Raw genomic sequence first — 25,078 nt, forward strand, 5'->3', positions numbered from 1 at the left:
ATTAAAAATATCTCCTTAATGATAGATTTAGATCATACTGGTTCATAAATCTATTTTCAGCAACTTTGTAATAGCTCCAACCGCCCATGAGTGTAAACCCCCAAGCATCTATGCGATGTTGCCAGCCTGCATTAATTGATCGGGATAAAAAATTGAAACGGTTGTTTAGGAATTGATAACGCGATGGATCATCTGGCGAAGTCCCCACATTACCGATTAGTGTGACATAGGAATCCGGTTTTTCACTGTTATAATAATGTCGGATCGCGAGGGAGTAGGCTTGGTTCCATCGCTGTTCATCACGTAACAAAAATCCCCTTAAATAGACAAAAGTTGGCCCAAAATATCGGCCTGCCGAAGCGACAAGTCCGTAATTATTTGTATTGTCATTTGCACGAACATACCTTCCTCCGAAATCGAAGAGCCACAATCCCGCTTCCCGATATAGGCTATAAGATGCGCGCCATGTTGGAAAAACACTACCATCAGCCCAAGCTATCTGGTGATAGGCATATATATTTTTACTGTAGTTAAGCCAAGCATCCAAACCGACCTGATAACCTTTCTCACCACGTCTATTCCCGTAATTAAACTGTCCGATAAGTGTATTTTTCTCCCCTAATTTTTGGCCATATTCCAGACCTGAAATAAAGAAATGTCCATTTGGCCGATCTTGCGAACTTTGCATATGATTTGCTCCAATATAAAACTTATAAGGCATATTCTCGCGGTAAACTTTGGTCAAATGCTGATATTGTACATTTTCTGGCATCTTCGCTACCAGCTGATTCATATAACCCAATGCCGTTGAATAATCTTTGTTTAGTGCAGCAATGTTTGCTAATTGTTCGGTAACAAAAATCGAACTGTCACCTCTGCTCCATAAAGTTTCGAAATCAGTCTTCGCTTTCCCGTATTCTCTATTCGTCATAAAAGCACTTGATCGCAGGTATAAGAAACGATTGTCTGCAGGATCAGCATGTTGTATACTGTCCGAATAAGCCAATGCTTGAAATACATCTCCCTTTTCGACGAAATTCCGTCCCCTTTTATACCAGATATCGATGCACGCATCACGGTCACGTGTTAACTTCCGATGTTCAAATTCGCTATACAACCTGATGATTTCAGCGTCCATCGGAAACCGTTTACGTGCGGATTGCCAGGTAATCGTTGCTTTTTCAGGCTGATTAGAAGACTCATATAGTGCAGCTAATGAAAGATACGCGTCTCTGTAGCTGGGCTCGCTCGAAACCACTGCTTCAAAATAGGGAATCGCCCAGTCGGCTCGCCCCATCTTCTGATAGCTCAATCCCAAGATATACCTAAAATCCGTGTATTTAGGATATTTTGATAATACGGTTTGGCTCAATGCAATGGATTCCCCCACTCTTCCTGCTCGCAGGTAGCCAGCGGCTTTTGGAACCAAGCTGTCAACGTCGTATGTTTTATTTTGCCAGTTAACCTGCGCATGTACAACTTGCGACAAAAATAGCAAACAAAAAATTAGCGCAGATAGGATTAATTTTTTCATTTTTCTACTTTTTAATGTGATCAGAGGGCAAAGGAGTTAAGGTGCCTTTTCGCGTCATTTCCCCCCAGGCATGCTTTTTCCCAAAAAGTTCTTGGACATAGCCCTTAATCGAGCTATAAACGATAATGGGATGATAAACAAATGGTTCTATAAATGCGGTGAGGCATAACCTTATAATATCTTTTCGCCGTTTGTAATATTTATAGACATAATTGTCCAGTAAAATGGAAAAACTTGTCAGAAAGACCGAAAACATATAGACGAAGATCAATAAAAGAATAGCCATTGGCCAATTAATGCCATGTGTTAGGATGAGGTAGATATAAAAGAAAATACCTAAAATCTCCATAATAGGGGCAAAAAATTCGAAAATGGCATTGTATGGAAAAACGATGAGTCCAAACCTTTTGTACTTTGGATTAAAAAAGGCCTTACGATGTGTGCGCATAATTTGCATCAAACCCCGCGCCCAGCGTATACGTTGACGCGTTAACATCTTGAGGCTGTCAGGCCCCTCAGTCCAACAGAGCGTCTGCGGAATATACTTGACCTCGTATTTTTGGTTATTGTCACACATGGTCATACACATTCTGGTTACCATCTCCATATCCTCGCCCAAGGAATTAGAATCATATCCGCCCGCAGCAATGAGAATCTCTTTATCAAACAATCCCAATCCCCCAGAAACATTGGGAATACAGTTAAGGTAATTCCAGCCCATTTTACCCAACAGGTATGATCGAATGTATTCCATTTCCTGAAAACGGGCCAATATGGGTTTGGGTAATGCAGCTTCCACCAACATACCGGAATCCACATAACTGGAGTTTGACATCCGTAGTGTTGCGCCCACAGCGATTACACGTTCCTTCGAATCCAGTACAGCTTCGATTAATTGAACCAGGGTATCATTAGCGAGCACACAATCCACATCGGTATTTAAAATATAAGGAAAGGAAGCTACATTAATTCCAGCATTTACCGCATCGGCCTTACTACCCCCATTTATTTTATCAACGATCGTTAGTCGTTTATGAGAGATGTCCCTGGATTTGTAGATTGCTTTAATCTCCTTACATGGCACCAAATAGTCAACCAAAAAGTCTACCTGGACCAGATCAAACTCTTTAATGAGCTTCTCCAATGTATCATCTTTACTGCCATCATTCACAATAACGACCTCGTATCTGGAGTAAAACAGTGTCATCAGCGAACGTACATTGTTCACGATTGTAACCGATTCATTATATGCTGGTGCGACAATACTTACCCCTGGAGCAATTTCAGACTCCATTAATGTCTGCACACGTCGGGAATTTCTCTTCCGAAGATTCTTCCGGATCGATATGGATGACATCCGAAACAACATGACGTATACAATCAACAGCAAGAGACAATAAAATCCGAAAACAAATTCTATTGAAAATATAAAATGTTTCATATGCAATACTTTTGTGTTATGGAACCAATACCTAGCAATCTATATATAGTGAACCATAGGGTGACTAACATAACGTATAAGCTTATAATCGTCCAAATTTTCAGCAGTTTCAATTTTACGTAAACTTGATGCACTGTAAGGCTTTTGCGCGAGCAGGGAACGATAAGCGTGTTTTCGTAGTGCCAATACTGTACTTTTATCGTTGAAGATGTTCTCTAAAAGATCGATCGATTTTCCTTGACCAAGACGCCCCAATGCTTTTACAATCTCTATCTTGACATTTAAGGGCTGCTCGATGGTGTAAAAATCCACTAACCGACTTTCGCTATCTCTCGCCAGGAGTTTGCCCAATGAGTTGATCGCTTTGTGTAGCGTTTTAGCATCCTGAGCTGAAACGATGAGCTGCCATAATTTTTCTTCATCCAATTGCTGGTAATAGACCATGAGGTCCATCATAAGGCTATTGATTGAAAAAGATTGAGCGCCGTCCAGCCATTGAGAGAACACGTAAGATCCCACATAATCGGTTGAGACAATTGTTTGATAGATATCAAGTGCATCCAGGTCAGTAATTCCTGCAATACCAGAAAAAACCTGATCGAAGGATATTTCACCCCGCACCTGCAAAAGATATTTAAAGGCCGCTACCCGAATTTCAATGCGTGGGCTACTCATCAGCTGCATCAAAACCGCATCCTGGATTTCGACCTTCATCAATGCTAAATCGGCCAAAGATCTTACTGTGGCTGCCACATGGTGGCTCTCGTGTCTTATTTCGTATTGCGCTTCTCTATCGAAGCCCAATTCATTAAATAAACTCCGCATATTTTTTCCTTTCTCTCCACCGATAGTAAAAATATATTCATGCAATATTTGACGGACCACTTTCTGAATGATCGGCTTATGAAGATCCAACGCTAGTTTATCCACCGGATAATGGCTATTCCTATTATCAATCAAAATGTGTTCATAGATAAAATCTCGCAATACAGGATATATTTTAGCATGATATAGGCGATACCGATAGTCGCGATAATAAAAGATAGCAATACCGACAAGACAGCTTACCCAAAATAGAAAGCTCAACACAAGCGCTATCGTAACCAAAATAGGCCAACCCTCACCCTCAAAAAAGGATCGGATGCTATGAATCGTATGTTCTATTTTACTAAGCATGACCTATTCTTAATCGTACACGGGATATCAGTTCAGACGGCGAAATAGGTTTTTTGATATAATCGTTGGCTCCTACTTCGAAACCTTCAACAATGCTGTTGTCATCTCGATAGCCTGAAATAATAATAACGGGCACCTGGTTATTCGTACTGCTTTTCCGAATGCGATCGATTATTTCGTAACCATTAGCAAAGGGTAATGCCAGGTCTGTTATGACCAAATCAATGGTTTCATCCGAAACCAGCGAAAGGGCTTCTTTACCGGACTTTGCCAGTAAGAGGTCATACCCTTCTCTTACAAGAACAAATTGCATTGTGCTCAATAGAATTTCATTATCTTCGATAACAAGAATTCTCTTTTTTTCGTTCTCCATAGCGGTAGATTTTTAGTTTTTCACGGTGAGACAAAGTTTCGAAAAAAAAAGAAAATGTCTTGTAGATTAACAACTACAGGTGGATTTAAATAATTTAAACGCAGGTTTTAAGGATTGTTATCTCTTAAAATGACAATATATTGACATAGCTTATTTCGTGTTTATTGTTAAACAACTAAGCTAGTATGTAAAATTTCAACTTCTTCGATCAAGGAACGAATGATATCTGCAGTAGAAAGTTCACTGTAAGAATGTATCGATTGTCCGGTCCAAATGTTGATAAAATCAGCATTTCTATTTATCCTTGCTACTCTTCTTAATTCGCCTGTGAGTTTATTTTGATAAGGATAGGGCAAAATCTTTTGAGCGGCTTCTAAAGCTTCAATGAATTTATTTTTTATACCTCTGGCGTAGCGCCCTGAAAAGCTCCTCGTTAATACGATGTCTGATTCATTAACGCCTGAAAGACGCGCTTTTTCAAAGTCCAGGAGCGCGCTCTCCTTAGATTTGAGTAATAAACTACCCACCTGGAAGCCACTGGCACCTAAGAGCTTTGCAGCATGCAATGTACTAGCGTTGTATAAACCACCGGCATAAATAAGGGGAACATGGACATGCTCTTTTACCTGCGGTAGTAGTGAAAGTCCGCCAATCGCCGGTATTGGAGTCTCGTCAAAACTTCCGCGATGTCCCCCTGCTTCTAGTCCCTGTACACAGATGATGTCAATGCCAGATTCTTCCAAAGCGATTGCTTCTGCCACCGAGGTGCATGTACCAATAAGAGTAACATCATTGTCTTTCAATCGTTTTATACTTTCTGTATCCAAATTTCCAAACGTAAAACTCACAACTTTACACCGATGGGTGATGATTACGTCAATCTGTTCCCTGTAATCGGTCAAATGGATACTATCAAGCTCGGGTAAGGTTACTTTCAAGTCGTGCTGCGCGGCTAATTGCTCCACGAAAGTTTTTGTTTCACTATACTGTTTCCTTAAATCGAATGAAACCTTGGGAATATTATTGACAAAAATATTGACCGCGAAAGGCCGCTTTAGATTTTCGGCAGTCAAACGAATAAGTTCGCTGCAACGTTCTGGCGGCAGATCACCCAAAGATAACGAACCGAGCGCTCCAGCACGCGAGGCTGCAATGACCATTTCTGGTGTCGTAACACCAAACATTGGAGCTTGGATAATCGGATATTCAATACCTATTGATCTTGTGAGTTGATTTGACCACTGCATATCGGGACAATTTAATAGTCTTAAAATTTGTATAACGATCGATGTAATGCGTCTAATTTAGCTTATTTTTTGTTAAATGATGTGATAACTATTGGGAAACATCCTACAACGGAAGTTCCAAATAAGCTATTTATACTGTATATTTATGGTATTCTATTACGTAACAAACAATTTTATGAAAATCGCCTTCTTTTCGACTAAACCATACGACAAATTATTCTTTGAACAGGAAAACAGCGCTTACGGATTTCAGTTTAATTTTTTTGAAACGCATTTAGGTCCACATATTGTCAATGCTATTGAAGATGAGAAAGTGGTCTGCGCATTTGTCAATGATAAACTAAACCGACAAGTGATTGAAGTACTTGCTCAAAAAGGTGTCGAACTGATTGCATTACGCTGTGCTGGTTTTAACAATGTTGACCTGGAGGCGGCAAAGGAGTTTGGCATTCAGGTATGTCGGGTCCCGGCTTATTCCCCAGAAGCAGTTGCAGAGCATACAATGGCAATGTTATTGACATTGAATCGTAAAACCCATAAAGCCTATAACCGCGTAAGGGAGCAAAATTTTGCATTGAATGGCCTTTTAGGATTTAATCTTCACCAGAAAAAAATTGGCGTTATTGGAACGGGGAAAATTGGAAAGGCCTTTATCAAAATTGCATTGGGATTTGGGGCAGAAATAATTGCCTATGACTTATATCCCGATCAGCAGCTTACAACACAGGGTGTCAATTACAAATCATTGGATGAGCTCTTTAAAGAATCAGATATCATTTCACTTCATTGTCCCCTAACCTCCGAGAACCACTACCTCATCAATAGCGAGTCATTGGGGAAAATGAAAGACGGCGTTACTATTATTAATACAAGCAGAGGCAATCTGATCAACACCCAAGATGTCATTAAAGCACTCAAAGAACGAAAAATTGGTTTACTGGGTATTGATGTCTATGAACAAGAGGAAAAGTTGTTTTTTAAAGACTTATCGACAACAATTATTGAAGATGAAACAATACAATTATTGATGAGTTATCCGAATGTCTTAGTGACGGCACACCAAGCTTTTTTCACCACAGAAGCATTAACCGAAATTTCGCAAAGAACACTAAGGAGCATCTCAGACCTATCAACCAAAGGAATCACTGACGCCGAGGTCATGCTTTAACAAGACTTCCCATCAAATTTATTTTGAGGTAGCGCTATTAGCAATGTTGTGGCTAAATGCACCTTTTAAAGAAACAGAATGGATGCAAACTGTTGTATCATCGGTACAATTGTCTCATTAGGCATCAGCAAAAATGAGTAGCGAAAGGGAATATAAACTAAATGCCTATCCCCTTTCGCGTTTGTAATCACACCACCACTCATCAAGTCTTTCAATGACCGGCAGTAAAGTTTTACCTAATTCGCTAAGTTTATACTCCACACGTGGTGGAGATTCAGCATAAATCTGTCTACATAAAATACCATCACGTTCGAGCTCACGGAGTTGAACGGTCAAGGTCGTTTGCGCCAGATCTTCCATTTCCCGCCGTAGTTCTCCAAATCTTTTGGGGCATTGTTTGGCAACAGCCTTAATGAGCAAAACTTTCCATTTTCCGCCAATTATCTTAAAAATTCCGTTGACATCACAACAGGCTCCAAAATTTTCACTTTTTTTTTCCTTCATAATCTCCTCATACTGACCATTAGTTCATAAAAACATACCAAGTACATCATTTATAACTACTTGATTGCAAAAAATATCCAAACTATTTTTAATCGTAAAATTATTAAAAACTTTCTATATGCGCTTTCAAATTAAGGATCTACTTCATATTTTCCTCCTTTCAACGGGTATATTTCTTTTCGTCATCGATCTTTTTATCATTAATGTTTCTCTTCCCACGGTTCAACATGCGCTACATCTACGCAATAGTGATACGCAATGGATCATAATACTATATATCATTGGTTACACAAGTCTTCTAATCAATGCAGGGAATGCCGGAAATCATTATGGAAAGAAGAAATTATATTTAATTGGCATGGCTGGTTTTACAGTAGCCTCTCTTTTATGTGGCTTAGCCGATAATCTTTACATTTTATTGGCCGGAAGATTGATCCAAGGGATTAGTTCTGGATTGATGGTTCCACAGGGTATCGCATTGATCACCTTACGTTTTGAAAATCCCGAGAAGAGATCAATGGCATTGGGTATTTATGGGAGTATAGCAGGCATCGCTTCTGTCATCGGTCAATTATTGGGCGGAATACTTCCCGACCAGACCTGGATACATGAAAGCTGGCGTCTTATCTTTTTAATTAATGTTCCCATTGGGGTGGTCGCCTGCTTTGCTGTCTATCGTTATACAGCTAACGATCAAGTCTACGTTAAATCCGCTGTTTCTTTTAAACCAATGGTAACATTATTTACGCTTTTAATGGGAATAATTTTTCCATTAATCATGGGGCCTGACTTGAAATGGCCAATATGGTCACTGCTGGTCCTGGGAACAACGCTTGTTTTTGTCCAGCTATTTCTAAAAAAACAGCGTAAATTAGAAAAGATGGGCTATCCTAGCGTACTCAATTTCACCTTATTCAATAATCGGGTTTTCAATTTGGGTCTGCTGGCCGCATTAGCCTACTATATGGTACAGGACGCTTATTTTATCATAAATTCCAATTACCTTCAAAATCAAAAGAATTATACAGCAACAATGACCGGAATTGCCTTTGTTTATCAAGGTATAGGTTATGTATTGGCAAGCGTTATGGTCAGCAAGTTGATACAGCGTCATGGAAAAATTGTGGTGCTTTATGGATTAGGCATCATGATTTTGGGATTGGTTGCACATCTTTTCATCTTTAATAGGATGCTTTTAAATAACTACCAGATACATACCCTGTTCTTTTTTTACGGCATTGGTTGCGGTAGTGTACTACCGGCATTAATGACTCTTGCCTTAAAAGACCTCAATGAAAAATTAATTTCAGTCGGATCTGCCATCTATCTTACGATACAACAACTATCAATATGCCTGGGAATCACATTTATCGTCGGTGTATTTCTACATCAAAAAGAAAATAAATTTTTCATTTGGCAGCATATTTCATCAGCTTATGGCTACTCGATCGCACTATCGGTCATATTGCTCTTATTTGTCCTAGGTTTTATAGCTTATTTACCTTCACAAAAGGTAAAATAGCAGGTAATTTGTATAGGGTTTAGCTGTTTTATCTTATTTTATATAAGGGTTAAGGCCGCTAATTTGCTGCCTTATATTTGTTCACTAAAGCATAATCATAGGGTATGCGCATACTCAAGGGACCAGCTTCCCACAAATCTGAATCAGGGGACAAGTAAAAGTCATAAGCATTACGCAGGAAATTTTCCCCATCGGGTGCTTCTTGCCATTTTTTCTGCGCTCTATTATAAAGTAGTATCATGCAACTCACGCAAGTTCCCTTATCTTTCATGGCCAGGTTTTCATAACACTTCCCTATTTTTACACTTAATTTTTGTTGAATAATAAGGTCCGTCAACCGTCCTTTGGTAAGGTGAATTAAAGCAAGGTGTGCATCTTCATCCGTTGGCGAATGTTTTGCGGGGTTCAATTGGTCGAACTGAGCCTGATATATTCGTGCTATTTCGGCCTGCCTCACATCCATTGGTAAGAGATTTGTATCTACGGGATGGAGGTCTTCAACATCGTCCACCTGGGTGGCTCCAACACTTAAGGCGATATTTTGTTTGGATGTGTCAGCATCTGCAGCAGCTGAGCTTTCATTTTTATCGAATAACTGTGTAAGTTCTGAAATATGATGTCCTATTTGATTAAAACCAACAACGTAATTTAAGATAACAAAAGCAAATAGTGCAAGGACAGAAAAAATAAAAAGTGCCTTCCAAATACTGGTCCGGCTATGCTCATTTGTTTCCACTTCCAAAAATGTAGATCTTTTGTGATCTGCTCTGTCAGCATCGTCACGATGTTCAATCCGGTCATAATCGCCTAAAAATAAGTCTTTACCATCAAAAAGATCAATATGATCTTCTTGAAACATTTGCACTATATCCCGGGCAGCTTTATACTTTACATTTGCCGCTGTGGCAACCAGATCAATTGCGACATTGACATCGCCCTGTTTAATTAATTCACGAATAGTTGCTTTATCAATTTCGATTGTATTTACGAGAATATTTTTAGTCATGCCGTTTAATTTCTATGGATTGCTTCGCTATCGATTAGCACTGAACCATTTTAGATCAAAAATCAGATTAATAAATGAAAGATCAATGAAAATTTCTTCCCTTATGAAAAATACCTGCAGCATTGTCGCCATCTGTTGTCAGATCTTTTAACAAACCTGACATATCAAAGCATCGTTCTGCTATTACATGAATAACCTCTCCTTCAACTTGAATTTTACCCGCGACCATCAGGAGTTTTGCGCGAAGAATTTCTTTTCGATATTTTTCAAATACAGTACTCCAAACGACAATATTTGCAAAACCGGTATCATCTTCAATGGTGATAAATAAAACACCTTTAGAGGTTCCTGGTCGTTGTCTAACCGTAATCAATCCGCATATTTTCACGAGTATATTATTTTTGATCAGACCTAATTTTGCTGTAGGCATGACATGGAGTAGATCAAGCTTACCGCGCAAGAAACTCACGGGATGTGCTTTAATGGATAGTGAGGTTCTTGCATAGTCGGCCACTACATGTTGGCTTTTCGTGAGCAATGGCAGTTCGATTTGTCCTTCTACTATACTTTCAGAGGGTTGACCTTCAAATAATGCAATCGGACGATCCGCCAATGCTGTAATTTCCCAAAGTGCTTGCCGACGATCAATACCTAATGATGTAAAGGCATCTGCATCAGCTAACTTCTCCAACGCAGTAAGAGATAGTCCAACATCCATCATACCAGTAATGGATGCATAAGCAGACTGCCGACCTTGTGTCAGCACAGCAGCCTCTTCCATTGAAAATCCTTTGATCTGACGTAAGCCTAATCGAAGGTCATGTGGTTTTCCAATTTCTCCTTCTAAGGTATTGTCCCACAAAGAATGATTGATATCAATAGGACGTACTTTTACCCCGTGTTTCTGTGCATCAATAACAATTTGTGCTGGCTGATAGAACCCCATGGGCTGACTATTGAGTAAGGATGCTGCAAAAATATCCGGATAGTAATACTTAAGCCATGAGGACACATACACCAGTAATGCAAAAGACGCTGCGTGACTCTCTGGAAAACCGTAACTGCCAAAACCTTCCAATTGCTTAAAAACTCGATTTGCAAACTCTTCCGTATAGTTTTTCTTTACCATACCATCGACCATCTTTTTGTGAAAAGTCGACACCTGCCCTTTGGCTTTGAATGTAGCCATGCTTCGGCGCAATTCATCGGCCTCTGCAGGTGTAAATCCCGCAGCAACAATGGCAATTTCCATGGCCTGCTCCTGAAAAAGGGGGACGCCCAAGGTTTTTTCAAGAATGGTTTGGATCTCTGTGCTTGGATAATCGACATCTTCCTCTTTATTTCGCCGACGCAAATAAGGATGCACCATATCGCCTTGTATTGGTCCAGGCCGTACGATAGCCACCTCAATAACCAGGTCATAAAATTTGCGCGGCTTTAATCGCGGCAACATCGACATTTGGGCCCGGCTTTCGATCTGGAACACACCTAAGGTATCCGCATGACAGATCATATCGTAAACCTTTGGATCGTCTTTTGCCCCAATATCAGCCAGGGTAAGCTCTTTTCCATAATGCTTTTTAGCGAGGTCAAAAGCTTTGCGTATACAGGTCAACATCCCCAAAGCAAGTACATCAACCTTTAGAAAGCCGAGTGCTTCAAGATCATCTTTATTCCATTCGAGATTTGTCCGATTATCCATGCGGGCATTTATTAAGGGACAAAGCTCATGCAAATTACCTTGCGTAATAACAAAGCCGCCCGTATGCTGCCCCAATTGACGTGGAAAGCCAATATATTGGTGCGTCAATTCGAGAATTTTTCGCAAATGTTGATCTTCGGGATTAAAGCCCTGTTCAACCAAACGTTCCAAATTGATATCATCGTCCCAATGGCTACTCACTACCCCTGCTAAACGCCCTACCGCATCCATGGAAAGCCCCATCGCCTTGCCAACATCACGTATTGCGCCTTTGGAGCGTACCTGTGTGACAGTTGCTACGATAGCAGCACGATTTCGACCATATTTCTCATAAATATACTGGATCACTTCTTCTCGACGCTCATGTTCAAAGTCGACGTCTATGTCCGGCGGTTCATCGCGTGCATCGGACATAAATCGTGCAAATAAAAGCCTGTATTTTGATGGGTCAACAGAAGTAATGCCCAAACAGTAACAGACCGTAGAATTTGCTGCCGATCCACGTCCCTGGCATAAAATTCCTTTTTCCTTTGCAAACCGGACATAATCGTATACAGTTAAAAAATAAGAAGCATAATTTTTGCGTTCGATAAAATCAAGTTCCATTTGAATCGTTTCACGAACTGTTGCTGGAATATCACCATCAAATCGTTTTTTTGCCCCTTCCCAGGTTAAATAAGTTAATTCCTCCTGCGTCGTTCGACCATGGGATGATAATTCATCTGGATAGATGTACTTCAAATCATCTAGGGCAAAACGACAAGCATTGGCTATTTTTACACTCTGTGCTACGGCCTCAGGATACAGCCTAAACAAACGTTCAACTTCAGGTATTGATTTGAGATAACGCTCCGCATTAGGATGTAAATGAAATCCAGCCGTATGTATCGTACATTTTTCACGAATGCAGGTTAAAATATCCTGCAATTCACGCCTTTCAGGGACATGATAATATACATCACCAAGTACCACCCTCGGGATATCCAATTGTTCGCCCAGCTGATTTATCCGAAACAATAATTTAGCATCATCCCCACGATAGAGTTTTTTTATTCCTAGATTAAGATAGCCCTGGAGATGCTGTTGACATTCCTGAACAAACTCAATAAATGAATGTTCAAGCTCAAACCCCAACACCAATTTTTCAGGTGGACAAATAATGAATATAATCCCTTCAGCGTATTGAAATACATCGTTTTTATATAACTCGCATTTTCCTTTTTCGGTCCTTAAATTTCCAAGAGTTAACAATGTTGAGAGTCGGCCATAAGCCTCTTTATCTGTTGGGTAGGCCAATAAACTTGGGCCATCCTGTAAATCTAAACGACAGGCAGGAATAAGTCGTATACCTACTTTTTTAGCCTCGATATGCGCACGAACGATCCCAGCAAGGCTATTACGGTCGGTTACTGCAACAGCATGATACCCTAATTGAGCAGCCCTTTCGATCAGTTCCTCAGGGTGTGAAGCACCTTCGAGAAAACTAAAATTACTTGTTATCTGTAATTCACAATAGCCCATGCTTAAGCAAAAAAACCGTGTATAAACCATTGATCCGTATGCCCGTCATAATGCCCCGAACGATACAGCCAAAAACGCCGGCCTTGCAGATCTTCTACCGCATAGTAATCCCGATGTTCGCCTGGATCAATCCACCATTCACGCTCAATACGTTCGGGGCCATCTGCTTTTCTGATCGTATAGGTGTCTCCCTTATAACGGAACAAGATGGGGGGATAATCGGGTATGGGAGCTGTAACAATAATACGTTCCGGAACCTTCAATAATCGCGTCGGACGTGGTCTTGCCATTTGCCAGTCAACAGTTGCAACCTCATCTAGTGTAGTCGCTATTTTCATGGATCGCTCGGGCCAGTAATGTGCAGACGGAACATAGCGTGAAATCTCACAATTGGCGTCCCTACTTTTCAAGCGATCTAACAGTTCGGTAACTGTCGGGTTTTTGAGGCCAATTCTATTGTTCCAAAGATTTTCCTGAATAGGATCTGCGATTTCAACTTTAGAAACCTCCAAAGTAAATAATTCAATCCCCAATGCCGGTTCAATCTGTGGAATCTTTATGGCAAATAATTGAAGGATATGTTTGACCTGGGCAGTAGCACGATTAGTCTCAATGCTGATTGTCTCTAATTTCCCATCCACGCGGTGGCAATTCAATTCAGCTGCACGTAATCCTTTCCCCTCTCCCGACAAACGTTTACACAACTTGTTTAATAACTCTTCCAGCGCCAGTTCAATACCATGTGCTGTACAGATGGGTTCGAGACAAGGTAATCGCTCTTCATACGGTAAATTAGCTTTTATAGGAAGAACAAATTCATCTTCCAGCCCCATGGCCTGATCCAGTCGAAGTAATAGGCTGTCACCAAATCTTCTACGCAAGACTGAACGCGGCATTTTTGCAAAACTTCCTATTGACTGTAGTCCAAGCGATTGCAACCTTTTCAATTGAACCTCTTCCAATCGTAGTGCTGCAGGGTGCAAGGGAAAAAGTGCCTCTGACTGCGCCTGTTCATTTATAATCGTATTTTCAGAACCAAAATGTGTGATAGCCCATGCGGCCCCAATGGTATCAGCAATGCCCATGCGCACAGTATAACCATGTTGTTTAAATTGAGAAACAATACTTGTTAAGTAAGTTGCCTCTCCACCCCAAAGATGTGCACAACCACTTATATCGAGCATAATTCCATCGGGCTCATCCAATGAAACCCATGGTGTATACCTTATGCACCAATCTGCTATGGAATGGAGTAATTTTTCAGCCAATCCAGCTTGCTCTTTGATGATTTTAAGTGATGGAATAAATGCCCGTGCATCTGCTATAGCCATACCTGGGTGTATCCCCGCTTGCTCTGCAAATGCGTTACACGCACTAACGATTAATTTTCCTTGCACAGCGACAGACAAAACAACAGGAACATCCTGCAAATGTGGCTTACAGACGGTAAGCCAATCTGTTTTTAAGTAACGAAACCAAAGGGACGCAAATCTTTTTTTCATGGCTAGCCTAAATTTTGATAATTATAGGTCCAATCTGTGATCTGCACATCTTTTTTGAGGAATGTTCTAAATCCTTGTGGAGACCAGATAATTTGTCCTTTGGCTGGATTACCATTTCTTACCTTAAGCAGCTCTACTTCCCAACAGGGGTAACCAATACCAGGTAATCCATCATCCGATTGACTAGGTAAAGAAGTAACCTTCCAACGTGCAGCACAACTCGTCGCCAACAAGATCTTGGGGTTATGTTGAAGTATAAATCCTGTCACCCGGCTTTTTTCTACGGCAAGTTGAAGGCGCCTTGACTGAATAAAATCCAGCTGATGTATTTCAGCCAATACGGCTGTTATGCCATGGCATTTCAACGCTTCTTCCATTGCCCATAAAACATCTCTTTCCCGTTTCATGGAGACAAAAACAATCGAGGCCGGATCAACTCCAAATGATTTGATAGCAGCAGGAAATACCGTTTGAATAGAGCCTATCCAAATACAAATCCCATCATTTTGCATCAGTTTTCCAAGCAAAGCACCAATAAATCCACAGGAAGCAGCACTATCCATGCGGTTAAAGCTAACAAATTCATGTATAACACCTTTGGGAAAGATTCCATTTGGAAAAGCTTTTTCCAAAGGCCCCAAATCTATAGCGCATTCATCATTCAAACTTTGAGCTACTCCCTGCCACGACAGTAAGTCTTTTTTAAGTTTGCTAATCAAAGCTTGTTTATCATCTAACATCATAACCCCTCCTATTTAATAGTACATACAAATGTAATACTAAATATTTTAGTATTAAAGACGAAAGCTATATTTTTTAGCAAATAAACACAGTGCTAAAACGGAATCTTTACTATTTCAATTCTTATATATCATTCAAGAATTGTTGGATGACATCTTTTTTTCTGGTCGCAACAGGAATCATTTTACCATCAGACATTTCTATTTGGCCATCCTTGAAATATTTTTTAATATAATTGGCATTGATTAAATAAGATTGATGACAACGAATAAATTCAGATTCAGGAAGCATCGTTTCAAAATGTTTAAGGACTTTTGAAACCATCATCGGTTTATTGTCTTTGATATAAAATGTAGTATACCCTTTATCTCCATGACAATAAAGAATATCATCAATATTCACGATCTGGGTATATTCAAATGTACGAAGCGCTATCTTACGAGGTCTACTTGGAGATTTCAGATAGCTTTCGGCCATACTTAATTGCATGCTATTGAACTTAAATTCCGTATTTTTTTTATAACATTTTTCAATAGCTTCCATAAATTGTTCTGGGACTAATGGCTTTAATAAATACGCAATGGCACCTATATTTAGGGCTTCTATGGCATACTGGTTAAATGCTGTTATAAAGATGGTATTAATATCCAATTTCAGTTCTGAAAGGAAGGATAAACTGGATCCGTCTTTCAATTGAATATCGGCTAAAATAAGATCTGGATTAGATTCAAGCAATTCACGTTCTGCCTGGGCAATAGAGGGACTATAACCTACTATCTGAACATAGGGTATCGCATCTAACAGAGACTTAATATACAGATAGATGTTATGCTCGTCTTCAAGAATATAAACTTTCATAATTTCACGTATTTAATTAAAATATAAAACAAGTGGGATATAAATTTCTACACGATATCCACTTTTATCCTCTTTATAATTGGGTTTTATTTCAATCCTTGCTTTTTGCTTTGGATCAGTAAATAAAAGTTCAAGACGCTCTTTGGTAATCACCTGTGAAAGAGATGTCTTGTGCGCATTCTCTTTTTTATCTGTGCGCATTCCCCAACCATTATCACTGATAACAATATGCAATTGATCTGCTTGCTGATTAAAAAGAATTTGTAACTGTCCGCGATAATTTAAATTTTTGAAAGCATGTTCAATAGCGTTTTCAACAAAGGGCTGAATCAACATGGGGGGAATCATGACATCGTCCACATCCAAATTACCGCTCTCAATTTCAAAATCAAATACATCTTGATAGCGCATCTGCTGTAAAAGTATATAATTCTTTAATGATTTAATTTCTTGATCCAAAGAAATATACTCCTCCCTATTTAATTCGAGTATATCACGAATTTGACGGGACAACAGGATGAGGTATTGATTTGCTTTTGCTTTTTGTTCACTACTGATCAAACCTTGCAAATTAGCTATAGCATTATAAATAAAATGGGGATTAAGCTGGTTTTGTCGTGTCTTTTGCTCTAAAATTAATTGTCTGTTTTCGGCAACTATACGCTGATTAATATTTTTCAACAGCTTTTGTTTATTCCGATAATAAAAGAAGAATGCAATACTAAAGATCAGCGCAAATAAAATAACAAAAATCCAACGCTGTTGGACCATAATCTGATGGTTGAAGGCATTTGTTGTTTTTAAAAGCTGAATAGCCTGGTCCTTTTTTTCAGTTTCATATCGTGTATTGATCTCATTGATACGATCATTTTCAATACTTTTTGTGCTATTTTTATAATCCTGATAGGCTGAATCTAAGGTAAAATAAGCCCGTTCATAATCTCCTTTTAATGCGTGTGCTACTTGTAGATTCTGGTAATAGAATAATTTATTTTGCTTGCCTTTATGTGTTTTGATAAACTGCAATCCAGCATTGAAATAATAGATCGCCGAGTCCACTTGATGATTATTCAAAAAATTTTTTGCCAAATTCGCATACGCATAGGCATTGAGCGCCTTGCTTGAAGATAAATAATTAAAATACTTTTGGGATGCCTCTACTGCTTTTCGACTATTACCTATGCTAAAAAAATACTGCGCCTGTAAATTATACATGCGCATAATAATAGCAGAATCAGCCGTTTTATTTGCATAATATCTGCAGCTATCCAGTGTTAATTTTAATTTCTCAAAATCATGCAATTCAATATACTGTATAAATTTAATCTCCTGATAGGCCTGTGCAACATGTGGGTCGGATCTGTTGGGATGATAATAATACCACGACTCGTTATCTTTGAGTGCCTGGTTATAATCAGCGCGGCGATAATTTGCATTGGCCAATAGGTTAAAAAAAAGAAAACTAAACCTACTTTTATTTGCTAATGCATATTCTTTCGCATCGATAATTTGTTCCATGATGCCAATAGTAGTCACATCATTAAAACTAAAATTAGCTCTTATTTTAAAGTAATCCTTCAGAACATGCAAATCGGGAGACATTGTTCTCCCATCAAGGTTTTTCAGCGCAATTTCTATTGAATCAATTTTATCATCCAACAAGTAGTTATACGCCAAAAAAATCCAATTATAGCCAGAAATATTAAAATATCTATCCTTAGCAAACTCCGTTGTCTTCTTTGCTATAATAGATTGATCCCTAAAATCCTGTAGAGCGAGAAATTTTAATAATGTGTCCTGATAGGTTAAATCAAGTGCCTTATCTTCAGTATGCGCATTATTTCTAGACGTCTGACGGTCACTTTGATAACAAGAAAGTAACTGTGCCATTAGCACGAGAGATAAAAAACAAAAAGTAAATCTTGTCAAATTTCGTATCATCAGAATATAACTATCTGTTTAAATTTACATGAAGGTCTTATATTTTTCCATTACCTCCTCCATTAACTATAATAAGCTTTCACAAGATATCAACAGCTATAAAAAAATAGGCAAGGCACTACTATCCATATCATGTTATCTATTGTCGAATATCGGAATATTATCAAAAAAACCAATATATACTTTCAAAAGTATTTAACCCCACTGATACTTATGTTAATATTCTTCCTCAGTAAAAACACCGAGTGCAATTATTGATCGCAGATAGAGTTAATTTTCTTTTACTTCCTACAAACATACAAATTGGTCAACAATGAAAACTTACTATTTAATAATCGCAATATATGACTCAATATTTGCATCGATAAAGAGAATTTCGTTTTTTTATCAAAACGTGTAACGAAATAGCCATACCACATACTTATATCATAAAGCATCACGCTAAAACGTAATATGGTAAATAACCTAATCTTTACTTACATAAACTGGACTATAGATAGTGATATCTTTGTTATTCCACTTATTGAACACCCTATTCGCTGGTACGGACTATTTTGGTTATTGGGTATTGTATTATGTTATAAGATATTAGGATCATTATTTAAGAAAGAAGGTCGGCCACCCGAGTTTTTAGATCAACTAACCATTTATATTGTTTTTGGTACTGTCATTGGCGCTAGACTAGGGCATGTATTATTTTACGATCCCGGTTATTACCTCAATAATCCCTTAAAAATATTAGCCATATGGGAAGGTGGGCTGGCAAGCCACGGTGGCGGTATAGGCATACTAATCGCAATCTATTTATTTGCAAAAAAACAGCAACTTCCTTTTCTCTGGGTTGCAGATCGGATTGCTTTGGTCGTCCCTTTAGCTGGTGTTTGCATTCGATTGGGCAACTTAATGAACTCTGAAATGATTGGCACAGCAAGTAGCTTACCTTGGGCCTTTGTGTTTACCCATATCGATACTATCCCCCGGCATCCAGCACAGCTTTATGAAGCCTTATTTTGTCTCTTATTATTCGTATTGTTATATCGTTTATGGAAAGAAAACAAGCTTCGACGTAACAATGGAAACTATTTCGCCTTGCTGTTGGTTTTGCTGTTTTCGTTCAGGTTTTTAGATGAGTTTTTGAAAATCAATCAAGAGCATTTTGAAGACTCCTTATTGATCAATATGGGACAGCTGCTTAGTATACCCTTCATTCTTATTGGAGCTGGTCTATTTATTTTCAATCGTTGTCGAGAAAGAATACCGAATATAACGTAATAGCATGCGCGGACTTCCAATAATAGCCCGCTACGTCATGCTCACCAAATACAGAAATGGTTATCATGACTTTTTTAATAAGCCATGTTGAAAAGCATATTTTACTAATTCCGCGGTATTTTTTACCCTTGTTTTATCTATCAAGCTCTGCCGATATCCTTCAACAGTACGCTTACTCAAAAAGATTTTATCTGCAATTTCTAAATTTGTAAAACCGTCAGCGATTAACTCTAATACTTCTAGCTCGCGATCGTTTATTTCCAGATCGAGGATGATATTCGAGCCCGCATCCCTATAAACTTGACCGGAAGAAACTTGTTCAAGCAGGGCTATACTAATTTCTTCGCTCATATAGCGTCCGCCTTCAGCGACATGCTTTAATCCAAAAAGTAATTCATTGTAACCTATATTTTTCAACAGGTAGCCTGAAAGACCATGTTCAAAACCTTCAACAACATAATGAATTTGATTTAGCATAGACAATATCACAACTTTGACCAATGGATATTTTTGACTGATGATTTTTAAAAGCTCCATCCCGTCCATATGCTCCATGTTTATATCAGTTAAAACAATATCAGGAGCTAAACCATTCGCCAATATAGACAGCGCTTCTGCACCATCAGATGCCTCGCCTATCACCGTAAATTCACCCTGGGATTCTAAAAGTAGTTTAATACCATTCCGTACGACCATGTGATCTTCAACCAATAGTATCTTAACCGTATTCATCTTCTATGGCATTTAAATAAAAACTTTCAATTCTATTTTCTTCCAAACTTATACTGCAACGATAATTTATCATATTCGCTATTTGAAATAAAAAAGAAACAGACTGCATAAACAAAATAAAGATACAACTTTCTATCCAGTCTACTGTCGACATGATGAGTTCACATTAAACAGCCCACAGGATCAACTGGCAAATAAAATAGTGGATTTCATCCCGTACGACAACTCCGGTAATTTATGGATAGAGCGAAAACTCATGAGAAAGGAACAATATTTGTATGCTATTAAATCAAGCTATAGCGATATCGCTTTAATCAATACTTAATTTTTGCTATGTTATGATATGTTCAGATAAAGATATTTTAGCCGTTCTCACCTCTTCATTGGATGCCTGCGCAATTTATGATAGTGCAGAACTCCATATTTCTTATGCAAGCACTAACATGTTAAAACTTTGGGGTTGTGATCAGCGTATTATTGGGCAGCGTCTTGAAAATTGTCTTCAACGAGAAGATTTAACACCCTATATCCCCCTCCTGAAAAATGTCTGGATAAACGGAAAAACTGCGGTCATTGAAAAGATAAGGATTAAACTCAAAACGGAAAATCAGGCTTCACTAGGTTATACGCACACTTTTGAATATCATCCGCTCATCGATGAAAAAGGTGAAATTTATGGCATATTTAATCAAATTAGACTGATACCTGAAAATGAAGACAAGTACCCACAAACGCAGGAAAAAAATACCATTGAACGAAAATTGCTACAAGATTTATTAACTCAAAAATATCTTATAGCAGGAAAACACTATAAGAGCCCAACGAATAATTACACCTTGTCATCTAAACATACTGAAGATCTCAATGAAAAACTTAAGGGGGCACTCAAGAAAATCATTGAGAGTGAAGAACATTATCATTTTGCTTTACAGTCGGCCGAGATGGGAACATGGACCTTAAATTGTAAAAATTACTTAGTAAATTGGGATGAACGGACTCGGGAACTCTTTGGGTTTGCGAAAGGTGAGTATGTTCCATACAATGAAGTCCTTAAATATATTCATCCAGAAGATAGGAATAGAATCGATCAGGAAGTAAAAAAATCACTGACTTATCAAAACAAAGGTGTTTATGACGTACAGTTTAGAACCATTGGAGCACAAGATCTTCAGTTACGGTGGTTGCACTGTAAAGGAAGAGTATACTTTGACCAAGACCAACAAGCCGAATGGTTTGCAGGTACCGCTATAGATATTACCACCCAGCATCAAGAACACGAAAAGCTTGAAACAATTCATCAACTTATCGCCAAAAGAGATCAACAGTTTAGAATGATCGTAGAAGCCGCCGGTATCGGTATATTTTCTATTGACATGGAAACCAAAACAATGGAACTCAATGATCGCTGCCGTGAATTATTTGGCTTCGATCAGCAAGACAACATCAAAGAAGCTGACTTTTTCGACCAAATCCTGCCTCAGTACAGAACTATCATCCATAATGTTTTTCTGGAAGTAACACATAAACAATCTCCTTTCGATTGTCAATGTGAAATAAAAGATAAAAAAACGGGTAAGATAAAATGGTTAAGGTCAATAGGTGGAAGTCAATTGGAATCGGATACAACAAGACATATGATCTACGGCGCTATAATAGACAGCACCAATGACAAGGAAGAAGAAATGAAAAAACTAGACTTTATTAGTATCGCAAGTCACGAACTTAAAACACCGTTGACCTCACTAATTGCCTATATCCAATTACTTCAGGCCAAAGAAGGTACACTGAGCACCGAAAAGCGCATGCAATATCTCCACCAATCGAATGAGCAAGCAACGCGTATGCGCGGTTTAATTGACGGCTTTTTAAATGTTACTCAATTAAATGAGGGTAAGCTAGTGCTTCGCAAAAAGACATTTAACGTTTGCTCTTTAATCGATTATATTCAAAATATCTATTCTTTAAAATCGGTAAAGCACTTCATCCATTATACAGGAGCAATAGATTCGAATTTGGAGATTACTGCCGATCGTGATAAAATCGAACAAGTGTTAATCAACTTCATGGATAATGCCATTAAATATTCACCCAGTAATTCAACAATTACCCTGCATGTGGCAATACAATCAGGTTATTTTGAAGTCGAGATCAAAGACCAAGGAAAAGGCATCAATCACAAGGATCAGAAACAAATATTCAACAAATTCTATCGTGTAAATGACGATGCAGATTGTTACGCGTCGGGATTTGGCATCGGGCTGTTTATTTGCAAAGAAATTATTCAAAAACATCAAGGAGAAATTGGTGTCAACAGCCAGATTGGTCAAGGATCAACCTTTTGGTTTAAAATTCCGCTCAGTGCATAAAGCATAACGCGAGGTATTTTAAACAAAAATTTCCAATAGCAAAAAAAAGCAACAGCTGTAATCAAATAACAACTGTTGCTCTAGCACTTATTCTATAACCTATTTCTTTTTCAAATCCGCTCCAGCAATATCTTCCCATCTATAGTAATGGAATGTTTTATCGTCGCTCATAGTAACAAACAAGCCATGTTTAAAGGTTTCATTTAAATTACAGGAGGTCGTTTCTGAACCATCACTTTGTGTTGCCATAACCGGTACAGTCTTCAGATATTTGTGTTCGAAAGGATTGCTTTGGGTTCCTTCCCGACTAAAGACTTGAAAACGATTTGCACCTTGGTCCGACACCAAGATATATCCGGTACTATCGGTCAATTTATAAATCGAAATACCTTCATGATCTTCTTTAAAACCTGTTGTAGCAAATAATGCCAACTGTTGGTTTCCCTTTGCTGGATCGGCATAGTATTGTTTTACGCCAACTTGTTCGTCCGAATAGTAAATATATCCAAGCTCATTGTCCACCGCTATCGCCTCGATCTCTTTCTTTCCACTAAATGAACCAAATTTGCGAACTAATGTAGCTTTTACCGTACCAGAACCATTATCCTCCAATAAATATTGACCCAAATAGCCTTCTTTTGGTCCATTTTTCCGTCCAACAATAGCATAGATCTCTCCTTTTGGGGAAGTATATAGGGCAATCCCCATCAGATCCCTAAATTCCGGTTCAGTTTCGCTAACAAACATATCCAGTCCCCCTTGATCGATCGGTTTCATATCGGGTAATGAAAAGACACGCAATTTATGGGTCATACGCTCTGTTGTGACGGCGATATCGACAGGTTTCCCCCCCAATACCAAACCGTAGGCTACATCAACATTGTTTGGTCGTTTTAAATTGGAAACCACTTTTTCTTTGACCGTTTTACCCTGTAAATCGTACACGAATAAAGCTCCATCGGCATCTTTATCCGTTGCTATAATCAAACTCTTGCTCGGATCGCTCTTATTGATCCAAATTGCGGGATCATCCGAATCATAACGTACAGCATCAGTCACAATAACGGGCTTAACTGATTCTATATTATTTGTTTGCGCATTTTCGCATGCCATTTGAAGCAGGGTTGATGCTCCCAAAGTTAGTGTTAGTATTGTTTTTAAATTTGTCATTATATGAAGTAAATTAGAATTTGGAACCGAATGCCCCAACATATGCTGCTGGCTGGGGAGAACTATAGATTAGACCGTTTGACATCACCAGGCCACTCGTAAAATGAGGTTTAAAAGCAAGGGTACCAGCCTTTAATGCAGGTGAATTCCCTTGGAGATGAAAATCCCAGGTGGAGTCAAACAGATAGTTGTCGACTGAGGTTTCCAAAGGATAGGCTATAAATTTAGGATTATTATCTCCTGCCGCTTTACCTCTAATATCATTACTACCGCCTACAATATCATTTTTGCCGACCTGAAACTGATCTACATTCAATTGGCTGTAACCATAGTACCAGTTATTACTTGACACAGAACGGTTATCTTCTGGCTTTTTCGGATCGCGCTTGACTCCAAACCGCGTATTAGCAAAAAGATTATTGTAAATCTCGGCTCTGACAGATGCTTCTAACCAAATCGAACCTCCTTTGGCTGTCGGTCTGCGCCATCCAGTGTTGAGCATGGTATTATTGTAAACAATAATATAAGCCTGGGGTGTACGGTCTCCTGAATTGGACAGTTTTAATGCATTGGTATTTACACTATACACTAGGTTATAAGCAACATCTGCAAGACATCCGGATTTGAAATTCATCGCTTCTCCACCTGTCACCCCATTGGAAAAGAAACGGTTGTTAGCAAAAATGATTTTTCCTCCTTCAATATACGTGCAGTCTTCGTGAAAATGACTTACCGTACTATTTTGAACCACTAGTTTTCCATTTGGATTAGAAAACCATAGCGCTGGTAAAGCTTCACCAGACACTTTTTTATACAAGCCCATCTTTACAGAAGTCGACGCGTCTGATGTAATTGCCCCCCCATACTCTATGATGGTATTGTCCAAAACAAGTTCCTGACAGCTTGGAGCGGCTAAAATTCCTCCCCATAATTTGCCAAATTCATTCGTCTTCGTCTTATACCCATCTTCAACCGTAAACTTGACAGGATTTTCAGCTGTACCTAACGCATATAAATTACCCAAAACAACAATTTCAGGCTTATTGACAGAATCCATCAATACAGTTACGCCTTCCTCAATCGTTAGTGTCTTACCTTCGGGAATAATAATATCCCCCTTAATATGCTGCACACTCCCCTTACTCCACACACCGGAGACCTCGCCGATAGCACTTCCATCGGCATCAGAAGTATCAACATCAATATTTGCTTTTTCACAGGCGCTTAACACCACGATAAAAAATGCTAGAAACGATAAAATACATTTATTTTTCATCTGTATATATTTAATTTTAATGATGA

Annotated in this window: 19 protein-coding genes; 4 read left to right on the forward strand and 15 right to left on the reverse strand. The window is 38.7% G+C overall.

All coding sequences use genetic code 11. The features are described from left to right. Position 1 precedes the first annotated feature (1 nt). The 5 genes from B3600_RS02465 to B3600_RS02485 all read right to left on the reverse strand — a co-directional run bounded on the left by B3600_RS02465 (position 2) and on the right by B3600_RS02485 (position 5,771). On the reverse strand, positions 2-1,534 hold the full coding sequence (locus B3600_RS02465) for a YaiO family outer membrane beta-barrel protein (protein WP_286751967.1): 1,533 nt from the start codon (positions 1,532-1,534) through the stop codon (positions 2-4). A 4-nt stretch (positions 1,535-1,538) separates the two neighbouring features. Beyond that, a complete protein-coding gene (locus B3600_RS02470; RefSeq protein ID WP_286751968.1) occupies positions 1,539-2,975 on the reverse strand; it encodes a glycosyltransferase family 2 protein in 1,437 nt (478 codons plus the stop codon). 39 nt (positions 2,976-3,014) lie between these two features. Then, complete coding sequence (locus B3600_RS02475; protein WP_286751969.1) at positions 3,015-4,151, reverse strand: HEAT repeat domain-containing protein; 1,137 nt, start codon at positions 4,149-4,151, stop codon at positions 3,015-3,017. Further along, the gene (locus tag B3600_RS02480) at positions 4,144-4,524 is read right to left on the reverse strand and encodes a response regulator (RefSeq protein WP_046673523.1); all 381 of its coding nucleotides are present in this window, start codon (positions 4,522-4,524) and stop codon (positions 4,144-4,146) included. The genes B3600_RS02475 and B3600_RS02480 overlap by 8 nt, the downstream gene beginning before the upstream one ends. A 167-nt stretch (positions 4,525-4,691) precedes the next feature. Beyond that, on the reverse strand, positions 4,692-5,771 hold the full coding sequence (locus B3600_RS02485) for an NAD(P)H-dependent flavin oxidoreductase (RefSeq protein WP_286751970.1): 1,080 nt from the start codon (positions 5,769-5,771) through the stop codon (positions 4,692-4,694). A gap of 175 nt (positions 5,772-5,946) precedes the next feature. Between B3600_RS02485 and B3600_RS02490 the strand changes: the two genes are divergently transcribed. Further along, entirely contained in the window at positions 5,947-6,939 is a 993-nt protein-coding gene (locus B3600_RS02490) for a 2-hydroxyacid dehydrogenase (protein WP_046673609.1), read from the forward strand. A 165-nt stretch (positions 6,940-7,104) separates the two neighbouring features. Here B3600_RS02490 and B3600_RS02495 read toward each other — a convergent pair whose 3' ends face one another. Beyond that, positions 7,105-7,443 carry a winged helix-turn-helix transcriptional regulator gene (locus B3600_RS02495; RefSeq protein ID WP_112375470.1) on the reverse strand — a complete coding sequence of 113 codons (339 nt, stop codon included), beginning with the start codon at positions 7,441-7,443 and terminating at the stop codon, positions 7,105-7,107. A gap of 118 nt (positions 7,444-7,561) precedes the next feature. On the opposite strand from B3600_RS02495, the gene B3600_RS02500 reads away from it, so the two are divergent. Beyond that, positions 7,562-8,965, forward strand: coding sequence for an MFS transporter (locus B3600_RS02500; RefSeq protein WP_286751971.1), 1,404 nt, complete (start codon positions 7,562-7,564; stop codon positions 8,963-8,965). Positions 8,966-9,023: 58 nt separating this feature from the next. On the opposite strand, the gene B3600_RS02505 is transcribed toward B3600_RS02500, so the two are convergent. From B3600_RS02505 to B3600_RS02530, 6 genes are all read right to left on the reverse strand, one after another. Then, entirely contained in the window at positions 9,024-9,971 is a 948-nt protein-coding gene (locus tag B3600_RS02505) for a hypothetical protein (protein ID WP_286751972.1), read from the reverse strand. 82 nt (positions 9,972-10,053) lie between these two features. After that, complete coding sequence (locus B3600_RS02510) at positions 10,054-13,194, reverse strand: error-prone DNA polymerase (RefSeq protein WP_286751973.1); 3,141 nt, start codon at positions 13,192-13,194, stop codon at positions 10,054-10,056. Between the two features lie 2 nt (positions 13,195-13,196). Continuing rightward, complete coding sequence (locus tag B3600_RS02515) at positions 13,197-14,696, reverse strand: Y-family DNA polymerase (protein ID WP_286751974.1); 1,500 nt, start codon at positions 14,694-14,696, stop codon at positions 13,197-13,199. Positions 14,697-14,698: 2 nt separating this feature from the next. Then, the gene (locus B3600_RS02520; protein ID WP_070563863.1) at positions 14,699-15,439 is read right to left on the reverse strand and encodes an ImuA family protein; all 741 of its coding nucleotides are present in this window, start codon (positions 15,437-15,439) and stop codon (positions 14,699-14,701) included. A gap of 121 nt (positions 15,440-15,560) precedes the next feature. Continuing rightward, entirely contained in the window at positions 15,561-16,295 is a 735-nt protein-coding gene (locus B3600_RS02525; protein WP_046673530.1) for a LytR/AlgR family response regulator transcription factor, read from the reverse strand. A 12-nt stretch (positions 16,296-16,307) separates the two neighbouring features. Then, positions 16,308-18,185, reverse strand: a complete 1,878-nt coding sequence (locus tag B3600_RS02530; protein WP_286751975.1) for a sensor histidine kinase — start codon at positions 18,183-18,185, stop codon at positions 16,308-16,310. Positions 18,186-18,689: 504 nt separating this feature from the next. Here B3600_RS02530 and lgt point away from each other — a divergent pair. Then, positions 18,690-19,508 carry a prolipoprotein diacylglyceryl transferase gene (gene lgt / locus B3600_RS02535; RefSeq protein WP_286751976.1) on the forward strand — a complete coding sequence of 273 codons (819 nt, stop codon included), beginning with the start codon at positions 18,690-18,692 and terminating at the stop codon, positions 19,506-19,508. Positions 19,509-19,571: 63 nt separating this feature from the next. On the opposite strand, the gene B3600_RS02540 is transcribed toward lgt, so the two are convergent. Continuing rightward, a complete protein-coding gene (locus B3600_RS02540) occupies positions 19,572-20,240 on the reverse strand; it encodes a response regulator (protein WP_070563855.1) in 669 nt (222 codons plus the stop codon). Positions 20,241-20,578: 338 nt separating this feature from the next. Between B3600_RS02540 and B3600_RS02545 the strand changes: the two genes are divergently transcribed. Continuing rightward, positions 20,579-22,606 (forward strand): sensor histidine kinase, encoded by a 2,028-nt coding sequence (locus B3600_RS02545; RefSeq protein ID WP_286751977.1) that lies wholly within the window; start codon positions 20,579-20,581, stop codon positions 22,604-22,606. 99 nt (positions 22,607-22,705) lie between these two features. Here the strand turns inward: B3600_RS02545 and B3600_RS02550 are convergent, their stop codons facing one another. Beyond that, positions 22,706-23,776, reverse strand: a complete 1,071-nt coding sequence (locus tag B3600_RS02550) for a phytase (RefSeq protein ID WP_286751978.1) — start codon at positions 23,774-23,776, stop codon at positions 22,706-22,708. Between the two features lie 13 nt (positions 23,777-23,789). After that, the gene (locus B3600_RS02555) at positions 23,790-25,052 is read right to left on the reverse strand and encodes a right-handed parallel beta-helix repeat-containing protein (RefSeq protein WP_286751979.1); all 1,263 of its coding nucleotides are present in this window, start codon (positions 25,050-25,052) and stop codon (positions 23,790-23,792) included. Between the last annotated feature and the right edge of the window lie 26 nt (positions 25,053-25,078).

The sequence above is a fragment of the Sphingobacterium sp. UBA2480 genome, from assembly GCF_002341965.1.
GTDB classification, from domain to species: Bacteria; Bacteroidota; Bacteroidia; order Sphingobacteriales; family Sphingobacteriaceae; genus Sphingobacterium; species Sphingobacterium multivorum.